At 60.2% G+C, this 15,707-nt stretch carries 15 protein-coding genes and 1 riboswitch; of the genes, 9 read left to right on the plus strand and 6 right to left on the minus strand.

What is annotated here, in order from left to right:
- Window positions 1-400: 400 nt before the first annotated feature.
- The gene (locus WA845_RS07935; RefSeq protein ID WP_112554631.1) at window positions 401-1,402 is read left to right on the plus strand and encodes a serine hydrolase; all 1,002 of its coding nucleotides are present in this window, start codon (window positions 401-403) and stop codon (window positions 1,400-1,402) included.
- 5 nt (window positions 1,403-1,407) lie between these two features.
- Here WA845_RS07935 and WA845_RS07940 read toward each other — a convergent pair whose 3' ends face one another.
- On the minus strand, window positions 1,408-1,758 hold the full coding sequence (locus tag WA845_RS07940) for a lysozyme inhibitor LprI family protein (protein ID WP_004442563.1): 351 nt from the start codon (window positions 1,756-1,758) through the stop codon (window positions 1,408-1,410).
- Between the two features lie 169 nt (window positions 1,759-1,927).
- Here WA845_RS07940 and WA845_RS07945 point away from each other — a divergent pair, with 169 nt between their 5' ends.
- The gene (locus tag WA845_RS07945) at window positions 1,928-3,334 is read left to right on the plus strand and encodes a DegQ family serine endoprotease (protein ID WP_022556525.1); all 1,407 of its coding nucleotides are present in this window, start codon (window positions 1,928-1,930) and stop codon (window positions 3,332-3,334) included.
- Window positions 3,331-4,647 (plus strand): replication-associated recombination protein A, encoded by a 1,317-nt coding sequence (locus tag WA845_RS07950; protein ID WP_035211375.1) that lies wholly within the window; start codon window positions 3,331-3,333, stop codon window positions 4,645-4,647. The genes WA845_RS07945 and WA845_RS07950 overlap by 4 nt, the downstream gene beginning before the upstream one ends.
- Window positions 4,648-4,727: 80 nt before the next feature.
- Here WA845_RS07950 and WA845_RS07955 read toward each other — a convergent pair whose 3' ends face one another.
- A complete protein-coding gene (locus WA845_RS07955) occupies window positions 4,728-5,042 on the minus strand; it encodes a DUF1883 domain-containing protein (RefSeq protein ID WP_004442557.1) in 315 nt (104 codons plus the stop codon).
- Between the two features lie 252 nt (window positions 5,043-5,294).
- On the opposite strand from WA845_RS07955, the gene WA845_RS07960 reads away from it, so the two are divergent.
- From WA845_RS07960 to WA845_RS07980, 5 genes are all read left to right on the plus strand, one after another.
- Window positions 5,295-7,109: a methyl-accepting chemotaxis protein gene (locus WA845_RS07960; protein WP_112554629.1), complete on the plus strand. Its 1,815-nt coding sequence runs from the start codon at window positions 5,295-5,297 to the stop codon at window positions 7,107-7,109.
- A gap of 174 nt (window positions 7,110-7,283) precedes the next feature.
- Window positions 7,284-8,552 (plus strand): extensin-like domain-containing protein, encoded by a 1,269-nt coding sequence (locus WA845_RS07965; protein WP_112554627.1) that lies wholly within the window; start codon window positions 7,284-7,286, stop codon window positions 8,550-8,552.
- A 498-nt stretch (window positions 8,553-9,050) separates the two neighbouring features.
- Window positions 9,051-9,872, plus strand: coding sequence for a sulfite exporter TauE/SafE family protein (locus WA845_RS07970; RefSeq protein WP_037092974.1), 822 nt, complete (start codon window positions 9,051-9,053; stop codon window positions 9,870-9,872).
- A gap of 105 nt (window positions 9,873-9,977) precedes the next feature.
- On the plus strand, window positions 9,978-10,904 hold the full coding sequence (locus WA845_RS07975; RefSeq protein ID WP_006697634.1) for an ABC transporter ATP-binding protein: 927 nt from the start codon (window positions 9,978-9,980) through the stop codon (window positions 10,902-10,904).
- Window positions 10,901-11,662 (plus strand): ABC transporter permease, encoded by a 762-nt coding sequence (locus WA845_RS07980; RefSeq protein WP_004442548.1) that lies wholly within the window; start codon window positions 10,901-10,903, stop codon window positions 11,660-11,662. The genes WA845_RS07975 and WA845_RS07980 overlap by 4 nt, the downstream gene beginning before the upstream one ends.
- Window positions 11,663-11,740: 78 nt before the next feature.
- Here the strand turns inward: WA845_RS07980 and ribB are convergent, their stop codons facing one another.
- The 4 genes from ribB to WA845_RS08000 form a co-directional block, all read right to left on the minus strand.
- Window positions 11,741-12,382 (minus strand): 3,4-dihydroxy-2-butanone-4-phosphate synthase, encoded by a 642-nt coding sequence (gene ribB / locus WA845_RS07985; protein WP_004442547.1) that lies wholly within the window; start codon window positions 12,380-12,382, stop codon window positions 11,741-11,743.
- Window positions 12,383-12,502: 120 nt separating this feature from the next.
- A riboswitch (FMN riboswitch) is annotated at window positions 12,503-12,652 on the minus strand.
- Between the two features lie 159 nt (window positions 12,653-12,811).
- Complete coding sequence (locus WA845_RS07990) at window positions 12,812-13,519, minus strand: TIGR02281 family clan AA aspartic protease (RefSeq protein WP_112554623.1); 708 nt, start codon at window positions 13,517-13,519, stop codon at window positions 12,812-12,814.
- Window positions 13,516-13,707, minus strand: coding sequence for a DUF1289 domain-containing protein (locus WA845_RS07995; RefSeq protein ID WP_006697635.1), 192 nt, complete (start codon window positions 13,705-13,707; stop codon window positions 13,516-13,518). The genes WA845_RS07990 and WA845_RS07995 overlap by 4 nt, the downstream gene beginning before the upstream one ends.
- A gap of 19 nt (window positions 13,708-13,726) precedes the next feature.
- Window positions 13,727-14,512: an adenosylcobinamide-GDP ribazoletransferase gene (locus tag WA845_RS08000; RefSeq protein ID WP_112554621.1), complete on the minus strand. Its 786-nt coding sequence runs from the start codon at window positions 14,510-14,512 to the stop codon at window positions 13,727-13,729.
- Window positions 14,513-14,665: 153 nt separating this feature from the next.
- On the opposite strand from WA845_RS08000, the gene cobT reads away from it, so the two are divergent.
- Complete coding sequence (cobT, locus tag WA845_RS08005) at window positions 14,666-15,700, plus strand: nicotinate-nucleotide--dimethylbenzimidazole phosphoribosyltransferase (RefSeq protein ID WP_337322249.1); 1,035 nt, start codon at window positions 14,666-14,668, stop codon at window positions 15,698-15,700.
- Window positions 15,701-15,707 lie beyond the last annotated feature (7 nt).

Consider the following 15,707-nt stretch of genomic DNA (forward strand, 5'->3'; position numbering starts at 1 on the left):
CGGAGTGCTCGAAGAGCAATACAAGCACGCTTCGTCACCCCGGAACCGATCCGGGGTCCAGCGCGATCAAGTCCTCGATCGCAAGAGACTCTTCTTACGGCGCAGACGCGCCGTGCCTGATGCCGGATCAAGTCCGGCAGGACGGAGGAGAAAGCTCTCCACCTCCATTTAAATTGAGCCGCTCTCTGAGCGGCTTTTTGCTGTCTGAATTTGGAGTGAATTCGGCTCACAAACAGATTCAATTACTTCGCGGGATGATTCCTGGTATCCTTTCAACGTTTTGTTTTTCCATCGTAAATGTGGAGCTGACTGCAGATTGTTTCTGGCGTGGCAGTCACATTGGAGTGCTGTTCGTCCAGCGACCCTTTTCCAGAAAGCAGCGATGCCTAACTTCATTACCATGAAAAGACGAACCGCACTCGCCCTCATGGCATCGCTACCCTTCGCCTCATTTGCCCGTGCCCAGAGCGCCGGGAACAACGTCCGTTTCGGTCCGTTGCTGCGGGAGGCGGATGGGCTTTCCAGTCTCAAGACCGTCATCGTGAGCATCGATGGCGAGGAGATCGCTAGCCGTGCCTATCATGGTGCCGGTTTGAACGGCTCCACCAATATCAAATCGGCCTCAAAATCGATCATCTCCGCGTTGGTCGGCATGGCGATCGACCGCAAGATTCTCCAAGGTGCGGACCAGCCGATCGCGACCATTCTGCGCGGTGAATTTCCTCAAAATCCTGATCCCCGGCTGGAGCGGATCACCGTTGGTAACCTCCTGTCAATGCAATCCGGTCTGGAGCGCATGTCCGGGCCGAATTACGGCCGTTGGGTCGCCAGCCGCAACTGGGTGCGGATGGCCTTGGGGTCGGGTTTCGCCGGAGAGCCGGGTGGCGGCATGCTTTATTCCACGGCGTCGACACATCTGCTGTCGGCGATATTGACGAAGGCATCCGGCCGTTCGACGCTTTCTCTCGCCCGAGACTGGTTTCGGCCCCTGGAAGGGTTTTCCATCGGCGGCTGGGAGCGCGATCCGCAGGGCATCTATCTCGGCGGCAACCAGATGGCGATGACCGCGCGGTCGCTGCTGGTCTTCGGTGAGCTTTACCGCAGAGGCGGCGTGACACCCGGTGGTGAGCGGTTGATTTCGCAGGACTGGATCGAGCAATCATGGCGACAGCGCACCAATTCGGTCTTCAACGGCGACGGTTACGGTTATTGCTGGTTCATCAGGGAGATGGCGGGCGAGACGGTCTATTATGCCTGGGGTTATGGCGGGCAGATGCTGTACATCGCGCCGGCAAAACGACTGTCCGTCGTGATGACCTCCCGTGAAGACGCGCCATCGGCCCAAACCGGTTATCGCGACCAGCTGCATGGCCTCATGGAGAACGTCATCCGCGCGGTGTGATCGGGTCAGAGCGGCCGGTTGATGCTCTGAAACGCCTCTCCGAGACGTTTCATGCGCTCCTCATAGGCGCCGGTAAGGCAGGCAACGTCGGCTGCACATTCCTGGCGCTTCTTCAGCCACTGGCTCTGCTCGTCGCGCAACGTGTCGCGGGCACCCATGGCCATCAGCTGGGTTAGGATATCGAAGGTGGTGGCCATCTTCACGTCCTGATCGTTCAGGGCGCGGTTGTCGCAGATGGCCTTTTCATCCGCTGCGAGATCGGATTTCGTGCAGTCGAAACTTGCAGCACCGGCCGTTGAGAGGAGCGAGGAAGCAAAAAGGATGCCGCAGGCGAGAAGGGGCTTTTTCAAATGCATGGCTTGTCTCTGTTGAGGACTGCTGGTGCGGATGAAACCAAAATACGCCTTTGCTGGTTCCATCAGCGGAAGCCGCCGTGCCTGAAACCCACGGTCATCATCTTGCCGCTCTTTGCTTTACAGGCTTTGACGTTATAACTCCATCATACTGATGACGATGAGGAATCACATGCGAAGCGTGTTGAAGTATCTGTCCACCGGCTTTCTCGCCGCGCTCATTCTCCTGCCAGCGGGTGCCCGGGCGCAGGACAACAGGACCGTGCCGTCCAGCCACACGGAAATGCAGCTTTCCTTCGCGCCGCTGGTCAAGCGCACCGCCGGCGCGGTGGTGAATGTCTATGCCGAACGCATCGTGCAGCGGCGGTTGTCGCCCTTCGCCGGTGATCCCTTCTTCGAACAGTTTTTCGGGCAGCAAATGCCGAACCGCACGGAAAAGCAGTCGTCGCTCGGTTCAGGCGTCATCGTCACAGCCGGCGGTCTCGTGGTGACCAACAATCATGTCATTGACGGTGCTGACGACATCAAGGTGGCGCTTGCGGATGGGCGCGAATTTTCCTCCAAGGTTCTCATGAAAGATGACCGGGTCGATCTTGCCGTGCTGCAGATCGATGCCAAGGAGCAGTTCCCGGTGCTGCCGCTCGGCAATTCGGACAAGATCGAAGTCGGCGATCTGGTGCTGGCGATCGGTAACCCCTTCGGCGTCGGTCAGACGGTGACGAGCGGCATCGTCTCGGGCCTTGCCCGCAACCAGGTGACGCAGGGCGATTTCGGCTTCTTCATCCAGACCGACGCCTCCATCAACCCGGGCAACTCCGGCGGCGCGCTGATGAATATGGCTGGCGAGCTGATCGGCATCAACACTGCCATCTTCTCCAAGGGCGGCGGCTCGAACGGCATCGGTTTCGCTATTCCGGCCAATCTGGTCCGGGTTTTTGTGGCTGCTGCTGAACGGGGCGATGCGAACTTCCAGCGGCCCTACATTGGCGCGACCTTCGATCCCGTCACTTCGGATGTCGCGGAGGCCCTTGGCCTGCATCGCGCCCGGGGAGCGCTGGTCGTCAGCGTTGTCAAAGGCAGCCCCGCGGAAAAGGCCGGCATAGAGCCGGGCCAGGTGGTGACTGCGGTCAACGGATTGGAGGTGGAGCATCCCGATGCGCTCGGTTACCGCCTGACCACGGCCGGCATAGGCAAATCTGCTGAACTGACCGTCATGGACAAGGGCAAGGAAAAGAAGCTGACGATTGCACTTGATATCGCGCCCGAAACCGCTCCCCGCGACGAACGGCTGATCGAAGGCCGCAATCCCTTCGCCGGCGCGACCGTCGCCAATCTTTCGCCGAAGCTTGCTGACGAATTGCGCATGCCCTCGCAGGTCACGGGTGTCGTCATCACGGATGTGAAGCGTGGCTCGCCGGCTTATCGTGTCGGTTTTCTGCCGAAAGATGTGATCCTTTCATTGAACGGCGCAGATATCGGCTCCACGGCCGCTGTCGAAAAGGCGCTGGATGACAATCCTGGTTTCTGGCGGGTGGAAATCCTGCGTGACGGGCAGCGTATCCGGCAGTTCCTCCGATGAGTGACGATCTCTTCGCCCCGCAAGTGCCGGTGGAGGTCGCCAACCGGCGGCCTCTCGCCGATCGCCTGCGCCCGAAGACGCTGGCGGAAGTAAGCGGGCAGCCGCATCTGACGGGCGAGGAGGGCGTTCTGCGCCGCATGATCGATAGCGGCTCGCTGGGGTCGATGATCTTCTGGGGGCCGCCCGGCACCGGCAAGACGACGGTCGCCCGCCTGCTTTCCGGCGAGGCGGGGCTGGCTTTCGAACAGATATCAGCGATCTTTTCCGGCGTCGCCGATCTCAAGAAGGTTTTCGAAGCGGCGCGTGCAAGGCGCATGAACGGTCGCCAGACCCTGCTTTTCGTCGACGAAATTCACCGTTTCAACCGTGCGCAACAGGACAGTTTTCTGCCTGTCATGGAGGACGGCACCATTATTCTGGTGGGGGCGACCACCGAAAATCCCTCGTTTGAACTGAATGCCGCTCTGTTGTCGCGGGCCCGTGTCCTGACATTTCGGTCGCATGACGAGGACAGTCTCAGCGAGCTTCTGAAGCGCGCGGAGGAGGCGGAGCAGAAGCCCCTGCCACTGACGGAGGATGCACGCGCAAGCCTGATCCGCATGGCCGATGGCGACGGTCGCGCGGTGTTGACGCTTGCCGAAGAAGTCTGGCGCGCGGCGCGGAAAGATGAAACCTTCGACACGGAAGGGCTCACGCGCATCGTGCAGCGCCGTGCGCCCGTCTACGACAAGAGCCAGGACGGCCACTACAATCTCATTTCCGCGCTGCATAAGTCGGTGCGTGGATCGGACCCGGATGCCGCACTTTATTATCTCGCCCGCATGTTCGATGCCGGCGAGGACCCGCTCTATATCGGCCGGCGGCTAGTGCGCATGGCGGTGGAAGATATCGGACTTGCAGATCCGCAGGCGCTCGCCGTCTGCAATGCTGCCAAGGATGCCTATGATTATCTTGGTTCGCCGGAGGGTGAACTTGCGCTGGCACAGGCCTGCGTCTACCTCGCCACCGCTCCGAAATCGAATGCCGTCTATACGGCCTTCAAGGCTGCGATGCGCGCCGCGAAGGAAAATGGCTCGCTTGTTCCTCCCAAACACATCCTGAATGCACCGACCAAGCTGATGAAGGGCGAGGGATATGGTGACGGCTATCGTTACGATCATGACGAGCCGGACGCTTTTTCGGGGCAAGATTACTTCCCGGAAAAAATGGGGCGGACCACCTTTTACGATCCACCGGACAGAGGTTTCGAACGCGAAATCCGCAAACGTCTCGACTGGTGGGCGAAACTGCGTCGCGAGCGGGAATCGCGTTAGCCCTCATCTTCACAAAATGATTCAGGCGCTTGCCAAAAAGAGTCGCGAAACTGCGCTATCGCATTGTTTTTTCAAATAAGTCAGGATGCCTTGCGCTGAGGCGCGGCCTGCGGCTGCGCCGGCAGCATTTTGACCGATGATTCCGCCAGGCCGTTATGCCCGTCGGCATCGATCACCAGATGCCAGTGCATCGTTTCGGGGATGGCGATCCGGATTGGCGACTTTTTCGCGACGCCGCCAAGATATTTGAAATCGAGCAGTTCGGTGAAGCGCTGGAAATTCGCGCCCGTCATCAACCGGACATTGTTGATGGCCGAGAGAGATACTTCAATGATCGTGCCCGCCCGCAATTCCTTCAGGTCATAATGCGTGTAGCGGAAATTCGGCCGTGCCATCGCGCGCCTCCAAGTACCGGTATTGTGGCAAAAGAGGATAGGGAGGCAGGGTTAACGCTGCCTTTAAATTCGTGCGGTTTTCATCGAATTACTGGCTGTCCCGCCGGCGGCCAATGGCGATGGTGAGTATTTCAGGCCGTGTTCGACGCCCGTGAAGATAATACCAACGTATAATGGGCGTATTTAATCATAATAAATTTTTTCCCCTTAGCATCGGCTGGTCGAAGTGCACTCATCGGCGTTGGGGGGAATATGAAAAACGTCACTATATCTATGCGCCTATATGCGCTCGTCGCATTGTTTCTGGCAATCCTGACCGCAGCGCTGACATTCAGCCTGTTCGAAACCTTTGGCGAGATGGAACGCGAGCGCAAAGCCGGGCTTGCGGCGATGAACGAAACGGCCGTCGCTATTCTCGATCAATATTATCGCCTGGAACAAAGCGGCAGCTTGACGCGGGAGGCGGCACAGCAGCAGGCCAAGGTCACAATCGCGGCCATGCGGTATGGCAACGGCAGCGGTTATTTCTGGATCAACGATATGCACCCCAAAATGGTGATGCATCCGATCAAGCCGGAAATGAACGGAACCGATCTCACCGCCAACAAGGACCCGAACGGCAAGGCGCTGTTCGTTGAGTTCGTGAATACGGTCAAGGCGGGCGGTCAGGGTTTTGTCGATTATTACTGGCCGAAACCGGGTGCCCCGGAGCCGGTGGAGAAATTCTCCCATGTCGCCGGTTTCGCACCCTGGGGCTGGATCGTGGGTACGGGCGTTTACGTCGACGACCTCGAAGCGGTGTTCTGGAGCGACGCGTATTTCAACATCGGCCTGTGCATCTTGTCCGGCCTTGTCGTCATTGCCGTGGCCGCCGCCGTCGTGCGTGGCGTCACTCGACCGATCGATCTCATCCGGCAGAGCATGAAGCAGATCGCCGACGGCGACGGCACGGCCGAAATCCGCTTCGCCGATCGCCGGAACGAAATCGGCGCGATTGCCAAGACGTTGCTGGTGCTGCGTGACAGCGTCAATGAGCGCAGCGCCCTGCAGGCGCGTGAGGCCGACCAGCAGCGGGCGCTGGAGGAAGCGCGTCGCGGCAACGAGATGGTCCTTCGTTCCGCATCCGAGCGGCAGGCCCATGCCATGGAGCGTCTGGGGGAGGCGCTCGAGGCGCTTGCCAATGGGGATCTGACTGTTTCGCTGACAGATATCGGCGACGACTACGAAAAGCTGCGCACGGACTTCAATCGGGCCGTGGGTGCGCTCCATGGCGCCATCGAAGCGATTTCCCGGACCGGTCATGTCGTCAATGACAGCGCTGCGGATATCAGCGGCGCGACCGGCAATCTCTCGCGCCGGACCGAACAGCAGGCGGCGGCGCTGGAGGAAACGGCCGCAGCGCTTGACGAGATTACCGCCACGGTGCGCACCGCATCCGAACGGGCCAATGAGGCGCGGCAGATGGTGCAGGACACGAAAAGCAGCGCCGGCCGCTCAGGCGAGATCGTGCGCAACGCGGTCGATGCCATGGGCCGCATCGAGGAATCGTCAAAGCGGATCGGACAGATCATTTCCGTCATCGACGAGATCGCCTTCCAGACCAACCTGCTGGCGCTGAATGCCGGCGTGGAAGCGGCGCGGGCCGGCGAGGCCGGACGTGGTTTCGCCGTGGTGGCGCAGGAGGTGCGCGAACTGGCGCAACGCTCCGCCAATGCCGCCAAGGAGATCAAGACCCTTATCAATCGCTCGGCGGAGGAGGTCGGCGGCGGCGTCGCACTCGTCCGCTCCACGGGCGATGCACTGGAAGAAATCGTGGCGCTCGTAAACCGGGTCGAAGGTCACGTGAATTCCATCGCCACTGCGGCGCGGGAGCAGGCCACCGGCCTCCAGGAGATCAACACCTCCGTTAATCACATGGACCAGATGACACAGCAAAACGCGGCCATGGTGGAAGAAACGACCGCCGCCAGCCAGACGCTCGCCGAGGAAAGCCGCCAGTTGCGCTCGCTTCTGTCGCGCTTCGAACTTGGACATGATGCCGAGCGCGAGGTTTCGCGGGCGGCCTGACTTCAGGCGTCTCGATCTGATGAAGGGCGCGGTTCCGGCTGCGCCCTTTGTCTTGGGCTATCAGAACCAGCCATTCGTTATTTCCCGCAACCAATAAGGTTTCGTTTACCTCATTTCTTTAAAATTTGACCTGTATTGCCGCGGATTGCGGCCGCTGAAGGTACAGGTTCTCGTATGGCGTATGTTTCCCTTCCGCGTCGTCTTGTGACGTTGCTGATGATTTCCACGGTCATGGTGTCGTGTTCGGCGGAGGGCCTCGTGCCACCGGCGGAGGTGGACGGCACCACACGCGTGAGCGCAATCCGTTCCTCGCGGCAACAGGGCTACAGCGCGCCGGCAGGTGCCTTCCATCAGGTTGAGCGGGCCGGACAGAGCAACGATTATCCCACGGCAATATCGCAGCCGATGCCGGAGCCTTATGCTTCGCAGGATCCGCTGCTGCAATCGCGCCAGGCAGGCCAGGGTTATTCCACCCTCGACGCACAGCATCAGGCACGCATGGCGGCTGGCGGTCATGGCAATCTGCCGGTGCAGGCGACGCAAAGCCAGGAGATGCCCCCGCAGCAAATGGCCAGCAGCCAGATTGCCGAGGGCGAAGGCGGCGTGAACATGGATTCCATGCTCGGCGTGGAGCCGGTGCGGGGACTGGCAGAGGAGCAGGATGCCGAGATTGCCGAAGGGGCTTCGGCCCAGCCGGTGGTGGACGGCATCGGCACCGACAATCCGGTTGCGGTTTCTCCGGCGCGGCGCCAGTCCGGGCTCATTCCGCCGCCGCCACCCGGATCGTCCTCCCGCCGCCAGCCGGTGGAAGAGGTGGCCATGCTCATGCCGAATGATCCGACCGTTCGCGGCGGACTTCAGAGCGACCGGTCCATGCCGCCCGGCATCATGCCGTCTTCGGAGGTTGCCTGCCGCGCCGAGCTTCGCCGTCTGGGTGTCGCTTTTCGCGATGTCGCCCGTATTGCCGACGGGCCGACCTGCGGCATCGATTACCCGATCGAACTCAGCGGTCTCGCCAGCGGCGTCGCAGTTCGTCCGGCGGTGAAGCTCAATTGCCAGGTTACGCTTGCCTTTGCGAAATGGGTGAAGTTCGAACTCGTACCGTCCTCGCGTTTCCGCTATCTCTCCGGCGTCGGCCGCATAACGCCGATGGGTGGTTATTCCTGCCGCAAGATGAATTCCCGTTCCAGCAATCCGTGGTCGGAACATGCGCGGGGCAACGCCATCGATATCGGCACCATCACGCTGAAGAACGGCAAGGAAATCGATGTCCGCAAGAAGAGTTTCTTCGCTTTCCGCGAAAAGGCACTGCTGAAGGCGGTCAGATCGGATAGCTGCAAATATTTCTCCACCGTTCTCGGGCCGGGCAGTGATCCCAACCACTGGAACCATTTTCACTTCGACCTGCGTACCCGCAAGTCAGGTTACAGGCATTGCGATTAAGTCGCGCCGTTGGAGGTTGGCGGCTGAGTTTGAAAGCGTCTCCTCCGTCATGCTCGGGCCTGTCCCGAGCATCTGCAACGCCGCTATTGGCGATACGTCGGCAGATCCTTGGCACAAGGCCGAGGATGACGTCGAACACGGAGTGTGGCTTGTCATAGGGCTGCCGCCGATGACATAGGCGACGGATCTTTGGATATGGTCGGAATGACGAAGCTTGAGGATGTTTCGCTGCCGCTAGCTCGATAATCGCCCGCCACATTCCCACAAAAAAAGACCGGCCCGAAGGCCGGTTGAAGAAGACAGCCTTATCGGGGGGATATCGGCGTCTTTGCAAGGGCATGAAATGGGAAGCGATCCCACAGAACGGTCCATCCGGCGCGGATTTGCGGCAAAAGGCGTCGCGCCGTACTGACCTGCGGCCAACATGGCTTGCCGCCCTTTTCTGATACGCTATGAGCGTCACATGTTTGTGACAACGGCCTTCGGGAGCCTGCCTTCATGCCCCCAGTTTCAGAGATAATGATCTTCGCTGCGGCACTTGCTGCTGCGGGTGTGGTTGCGGGCCTTCTGGCCGGCCTGTTCGGTATCGGCGGCGGTGCGGTGCTGGTGCCGGTTTTTTACCAGGTCTTCGGACTTCTGGATGTCCCTGAGGCCGTGCGCATGCATCTTTCTCTCGGAACGTCTCTCGCCATTATCGTGCCGACGTCCATCCGCTCGTTCCTGACGCATCGCCAGAAGGGCGCCGTCGATATCGAGCTTCTGAAAGGCTGGGTCGTCGCCGTGCCGCTTGGCACCGTTCTCGCCTCTATCGTTGCAGCCTATGCCTCGAGTGTGGCGCTGCGCCTGATCTTTGCCTTCATCGCGCTCGCGCTTGCCTTCCGGATGATCTTCAACCGGGCGAGCTGGCATCTCGGTTCCGATCTGCCGCCAAACCCGGCCCGTTTTCTGGTGGGCACCGGCATCGGGCTGTTTTCCGGGCTGATGGGCGTGGGCGGCGGGGTGATGAACAACACCTTCATGACGCTTTACGGACGCAGCATTCATCAGGCGGTTGCCACCTCTTCCGGTGTCGGCGTGTTGATTTCGCTGCCGGGGCTTGCGGGTTACATCTGGGCCGGCTGGGGCGATGCGGGGCTGCCGCCATTTTCCACCGGCTTCATCAACTGGATCGCCGTGGTGCTCCTGATCCCCATTACCCTTGTCGTCGCGCCCTATGGTGCACGGCTGGCGCATGCGCTCAGCAAGAAGCAGCTGGAGCGGGCCTTCGGCGTGTTTCTGGTTTTCGTCGCAGCGCAGTTTTTCTATAGCGTCTACGGCTGATTTTCCGCTCCCGCCGAACGCAGTGTTCAGTCCGCCGGGCTGGCATTTGCAACCTCTGCGGTCTATATGGCGTTCATCTTACTCGGTTTTTCGAAAGAATTCGCCATGAATGCCATTGTTTCGATACGGAATCTGACCAAATCCTACGCAAATGGCTTCCAGGCGCTCAAAGGTGTCAGCCTCGATATCCGGGAGGGGGAGATACTCGCTCTTCTCGGTCCCAATGGCGCCGGCAAGACGACACTGATCTCGATCATCTGCGGTCTCGTCAATCCGGGTGACGGTTCGGTGCTGGTTGGCGGGCACGATGTGGTGAAGGATTTTCGCCAGACCCGCGCCCTCATCGGCCTCGTGCCGCAGGAACTGACGACCGACCAGTTCGAGACGGTTTGGAACACCGTCAGCTTTTCGCGCGGACTACACGGACAGAAGAAGAATCCGGAGCTGATCGAAAGCATCCTCAAATCCCTGTCGCTCTGGAACAAGAAGGACAACATGCTGCGGGAGCTTTCCGGCGGCATGAAGCGGCGTGTGCTGATTGCCAAGGCGCTGGCGCACGAGCCGAAGGTCCTGTTTCTCGATGAGCCGACGGCGGGCGTGGATGTGACCCTGCGCCGCGACATGTGGAATGTGGTCTCCGAGCTGCGCGCCAAGGGTGTCACCATCATTCTCACCACGCATTACATTGAGGAGGCGGAAGAAATCGCCGACCGGGTGGGTGTCATCAATGGTGGCGAATTGCTGCTGGTGGAAGAAAAGACGGCATTGATGAAGAAACTCGGCCGCAAGCAGCTTTTTCTTGAGCTTTCCCAGCCGGTGGAGACTTTGCCGGAAAGTCTCGCGCCCTTCGGCCTCACGCTTTCCGAAGATGGCTGCACCATCACCTATGAAATCGAGGATAATGGCGAGCAGGGCCGCATTGCCGATGTCCTGAGCGCGCTTTTCGCCGCCAACATCCATTTTAAGGATATTTCCACGCGGCAGAGTTCGCTCGAAGATATCTTCGTTTCGCTGGTGGGAGGCCAGAAATGAATTTCGAAGCCATCAAGTCCATCTACCTGTTCGAAATGGCGCGCACCCGCCGCACACTGCTGCAAAGCGTGGTCTCTCCGGTCATTTCCACCTCGCTCTATTTTATCGTGTTCGGCACAGCGATCGGTTCGCGGATTCAGGAGGTTGGTGGGGTTTCCTATGGCGCTTTCATAACGCCCGGCCTCATCATGCTGACGCTTCTGACGCAGTGCATCGGCAACGGCTCCTTCGGCATCTACTTCCCGAAATTCACCGGCACGATCTATGAAATCCTCTCCGCACCGGTGGCGATGACGGAAATCCTTGTCGGCTATGTCGGAGCGGCGGCGACAAAGGGGCTGATGATCGGTACGATCATCCTGATAACCGCGTCGTTCTTCGTGGATATCAGCATCGCCCATCCGTTCATGATGATCCTGTTTTTTGTGCTGACGGCTGTGAGTTTCAGCCTGTTCGGCTTCATCATCGGCATCTGGGCAACGAATTTCGAGCAGTTGAACCTCATTCCCATGCTGGTGGTGCCGCCGCTGACCTTCCTCGGCGGCAGCTTTTATTCCATCGACATGCTGCCGCCCTTCTGGCAGACGGTCAGCCACTTCAATCCCGTGCTTTATCTCATCAGCGGCTTCCGCTGGAGTTTCTACGAGATCGCTGACGTCAATCCCGTCATCAGTCTGGCTATGATCACGCTGTTTCTGGCGCTATGCCTCGGTGTTGTCGGCTGGATGTTCAAGACAGGGTATCGGTTGCGCAACTGATCAGAAACGTTTTCCCGAAAATTCGACGCCCGGTCTGCGCCGGGCGTTCTCGTATTCAAAGCACAACGCGAGCGCAGGTCAGGCGACCTGCTTCTGCGCCACTTCCTCGACAACCTCACCCTCGAGATAGGAAACGAGGTCCTTGATCGTCACGACCAGCAGGCCGTGGCGCTCGGCGAAGACCTCGAGCTGGGGCAGGCGGGCCATGGTGCCGTCGTCATTGGCGATTTCGCATATCGTGCCGGAGGGGAACTTCCCGGCGAGACGGCAGAGATCAACGGCAGCTTCGGTATGGCCCGTGCGTCCGAGAACGCCCTGCGGGTTGGCGCGCAGCGGGAAGATATGGCCCGGGCGAGCGAAATCTTCGGGGCGCGAGCCTTCCGATACCAGCGCGCGCACGGTCTTTGCGCGGTCGGCGGCGGAAATGCCCGTCGTGGTGCCGGGAATGTAATCCACCGACACGGTGAAGGCCGTCTTGAGGGATTCGGTATTTCGCGACACCATCAGCGGAATGTCTAGCGCGTCGAGGCGCTCTCCGGGCATGGCCACGCAGATCAGCCCGCGTGCATGGTTCATCATGAAGGCGATCTGCTGGGGGGTGATGCTGTCGGAGGCGGCGATGATATCGCCTTCGTTTTCGCGGTCTTCGTCGTCAACCACAATCACCATCTCGCCGCGGGAAATGGCGTTAATGGCGTCTTCAATTCTGGCAACTGTCATTCTATTTCAAGCCTTTCAAGGGTTATGCCGTTTTGCGGCATTTTCGCGCTTCGAGAAGCGCCAAATATCCCTTGGGCGAACAATGCAATACGAAGCCCGCTAACGCGCAGGCGTCCCATGCCTTGTCCTCTTCCATCCGGACTATACCGTCGGCTCCGGCCTCTCACCGGATCTGCTGACCTTCCGGCTTTGGAAACCGGAAGCGCTCGCGGGCTCCGGGAAAGTCCCGATACCGCCGGTGGGGAATTGCGCCCCGCCCTGAGAACAGCAACAACTTAAATTATCAAATGCGAGGGAATCAAGGGGCAATGGCCCGCCGCAGCCCTTGCGCGTGAAAAGAATATCCCGATTGCAGACGCGACGAGGAATTTCCTTTCCGGTACCAAGACGTGAGAAAACTCCCCGAAATGAATCTCGAGGCGGCAGTGCTCACCGATCCCGCAACCGCAATTCGTCGGTCTGCATCTGCAGCGAACCAAGCGTCGACAAAAAGCTCATGCCAAGCAGGCTCTGGCCCAATTGGCCATCCTGGGCGATGAGGGCGGGGATGTTGCGCCGCACGATCGGGCCAATGCTGATTTCCGACAGCGTGACGGGTGCTGCTGCCGTGCGGCCATTGGCGGTCATTACCGGTACGGTATAGCGAAGATTTGTGGTGTCGATGCCGATTGCGGTCGCATCCGCATTTGCGAGCACCACGGAGCTGGCGCCTGTATCGACCAGCATGTGGATCGTCCTGCCCTCAATCCCGACATTCGCTTCGAAGTGGCCGCTCATGGATTTGTGCAGCACGATTTCCTGCTCGCCTGCCGATGTTGTCACCACGACGGCGCGGCTGGGCATCAGACCGCCGAGCAGCCGGTCGCCGAAGGATTGCAGGTCATAGCGATAGAGATAGAGCGAGACGAGGCCGAGGATGATGACGAGCCAGACGGCGAGCTGCCGGATGACGGTGCCGAAGTTGCCGCGTCTTCCCGCCAGAATGCCGGCCGACAGCAGCCCTGCGATGGGCAGAAGATAAAGGACCTGGGCAAACTGATCATTATCGATGCCGAGCGTTCGGCCACCATTATGATTAACGACGAGCAGGCCAAGGCCGACGGCCAGCAGAAGGAGAACGATGGTCAGTCTGTTCATGCGGTATGTGTCTCCTTGGCGGACTCGGACAGATTTGCCAATCTTTGCGGCAGCGCGCGCATGATCAAGCGGCGCGTCTCGTCGCTATAACCCGTCCAGCCGCCGATTTCATCCAGCGTGCGGCCGCAGCCGATGCAGAGAGTGTGGGTCGTGTCGAGGCGACAGATCTGGACGCAGGGTGTTTCCATGGTGATCTATATCAGGCCCTCATGCCGCAAGGGCAAGTGCGACGAGAATCACGATCTCCGTGATCTGCTGGCAAGCCCCAATGGTATCCCCGGTATGGCCGCCGATCTTCCTCTCGCACAGCCTGCCGAACAGCATGGCCGCGATGACCGCCACCGCCAACACAAGCACGATCTCAAACAGTGGCAGCGCGTGCAGCGTGAACAATATGAAGAGAAAAAGCCCGGCGGCCAGCGCGATGTTGCGTTCGCTTTCTCCGGGCTGGCCGGCATTGACGGCGATGCCGGAGGTCTTGGCGGCGGGCAGGGACTGCCAGTGCCACACCATCAGCGCGCGGCTCGTGACAAGCGCTGCAATCAGACAGGCGGCAGCGGTTTTGCCCGGCAGGGTTTCGATCAGCGAGGCGAGTGCAGTGGCGCGGAGCGCGAAGGAAAGAACCATGGCAATGGTGCCATAACTGCCGATACGGCTGTCCTTCATGATTTCAAGCATACGAGACTTGTCCCTGCCGCTGCCGAAGCCATCGGCCATGTCGGCAAGCCCGTCCTCATGCAGCGCGCCTGTCATGAGCGCCGTCAGGCCGATGGCGAGCCACCCGGTGAGCTGCGGAGAGGCATCGAAGCGAGCAAACACGACAACCAGGAAAGCGGCGGGCAGGGCGATCAGCAGTCCCGCGGCGGGGAAGGCACGGGCGGCCCGGCCCATCGGCACGCCCGAGTAGCCTTCGAAGAATCGCGAAGGGACGGGCAGGCGGCTCAGAAAGGCGAGGGAATGCATGACATCTGTTATAAAATCCCGGGCCTTCATGCTCTCTCCGTTGCAGTCGCTGCATTTCCGGTTGTTCCGCGGCGCATCCGCTATTATGAGAGGCGCAACAAAGACCGATTTGCCGGAAAACACAAGTTTCCGGACGCATGAGCCGATGCGAAAGCCAAACCGGCTATGAGAGAGACTGATATCATGAGCATGAGCGGATTGCCCTTCGATGATTTCCGCGCGCTGCTGCGCGATCTTCCCGGCCCGGACACGCACGCGCTTGTTGCGGCGAAGGAGCGCAATGCGCAGCTGACGAAACCTGCCGGTTCGCTCGGCCGTCTCGAAGAAATCGCCATGTGGCTTGCCGCCTGGTCCGGCCGTTCGCCTGCCGTCAACCGTCCGCTGGTGGCAATCTTCGCCGGCAATCACGGCGTGACCCGCCACGGCATCACGCCCTATCCGACGTCTGTGACCCAGCAGATGGTGGAAAATTTTGCCGCCGGTGGCGCGGCGATCAACCAGATCTGCGTGGCCAATGATCTCGGCCTGAAGATTTTCGATCTGGCGCTGGATTACCCGACCGGCGATATCACCTGTGAACCGGCGCTTTCGGAGCGTGACTGCGCCGCCACCATGGCCTTCGGCATGGAGGCGATTGCCGGCGGCACCGATCTTCTCTGCGTCGGTGAAATGGGCATCGGCAATACCACGATAGCGGCTGCGATCAATCTTGCGCTTTATGGCGGTACGGCGGAAGAGTGGACCGGTCCGGGCACCGGTTCGGAAGGTGACGTCATGGCCCGCAAGATTGCGGCGGTGAAGGCGGCGGTAGAGTTCCACAAGGACCACCTGTCCGATCCGCTGGAAATCATGCGCCGTCTCGGCGGACGCGAAATCGCGGCGATTGCAGGTGCCATTCTTGCTGCGCGCGTGCAGCGCATTCCCGTGCTGATAGATGGTTATGTGGCAACGGCCGCCGCAGCGCTGCTGAAGGCTGCCAATTCCTTTGCGCTCGATCATTGCCTTATCGGCCATGTCTCGGGTGAGCCCGGCCATCTGGCAGCCATCGAAAAGCTTGGCAAGACGCCGCTTCTGGCGCTTGGAATGCGTCTTGGCGAAGGCACCGGTGCGGCCCTTGCCGCCGGCATCGTCAAGGCCGCCGCCGCCTGCCATTCCGGCATGGCGACGTTTGAGGCAGCGGGTGTCGACACACGCATCACCGCGCCCACCAATCATTGAGGCTGAA

The sequence above is a fragment of the Agrobacterium sp. CMT1 genome (genome assembly GCF_037203725.1).
In the GTDB taxonomy this organism is placed as follows: Bacteria; Pseudomonadota; Alphaproteobacteria; order Rhizobiales; family Rhizobiaceae; genus Agrobacterium; species Agrobacterium pusense.

Excerpts from the sequence above, each read along its gene's own strand:
- WA845_RS07935 (WP_112554631.1), top strand. The coding sequence starts at position 401 with ATGAAAAGACGAACCGCACTCGCCCTCATGGCATCGCTACCCTTCGCC.
- WA845_RS07940 (WP_004442563.1), bottom strand. The coding sequence starts at position 1,758 with ATGCATTTGAAAAAGCCCCTTCTCGCCTGCGGCATCCTTTTTGCTTCC.
- WA845_RS07945 (WP_022556525.1), top strand. The coding sequence starts at position 1,928 with ATGCGAAGCGTGTTGAAGTATCTGTCCACCGGCTTTCTCGCCGCGCTC.
- WA845_RS07950 (WP_035211375.1), top strand. The coding sequence starts at position 3,331 with ATGAGTGACGATCTCTTCGCCCCGCAAGTGCCGGTGGAGGTCGCCAAC.
- WA845_RS07955 (WP_004442557.1), bottom strand. The coding sequence starts at position 5,042 with ATGGCACGGCCGAATTTCCGCTACACGCATTATGACCTGAAGGAATTG.
- WA845_RS07960 (WP_112554629.1), top strand. The coding sequence starts at position 5,295 with ATGAAAAACGTCACTATATCTATGCGCCTATATGCGCTCGTCGCATTG.
- WA845_RS07965 (WP_112554627.1), top strand. The coding sequence starts at position 7,284 with ATGGCGTATGTTTCCCTTCCGCGTCGTCTTGTGACGTTGCTGATGATT.
- WA845_RS07970 (WP_037092974.1), top strand. The coding sequence starts at position 9,051 with ATGCCCCCAGTTTCAGAGATAATGATCTTCGCTGCGGCACTTGCTGCT.
- WA845_RS07975 (WP_006697634.1), top strand. The coding sequence starts at position 9,978 with ATGAATGCCATTGTTTCGATACGGAATCTGACCAAATCCTACGCAAAT.
- WA845_RS07980 (WP_004442548.1), top strand. The coding sequence starts at position 10,901 with ATGAATTTCGAAGCCATCAAGTCCATCTACCTGTTCGAAATGGCGCGC.
- ribB (WP_004442547.1), bottom strand. The coding sequence starts at position 12,382 with ATGACAGTTGCCAGAATTGAAGACGCCATTAACGCCATTTCCCGCGGC.
- WA845_RS07990 (WP_112554623.1), bottom strand. The coding sequence starts at position 13,519 with ATGAACAGACTGACCATCGTTCTCCTTCTGCTGGCCGTCGGCCTTGGC.
- WA845_RS07995 (WP_006697635.1), bottom strand. The coding sequence starts at position 13,707 with ATGGAAACACCCTGCGTCCAGATCTGTCGCCTCGACACGACCCACACT.
- WA845_RS08000 (WP_112554621.1), bottom strand. The coding sequence starts at position 14,512 with ATGAAGGCCCGGGATTTTATAACAGATGTCATGCATTCCCTCGCCTTT.
- cobT (WP_337322249.1), top strand. The coding sequence starts at position 14,666 with ATGAGCATGAGCGGATTGCCCTTCGATGATTTCCGCGCGCTGCTGCGC.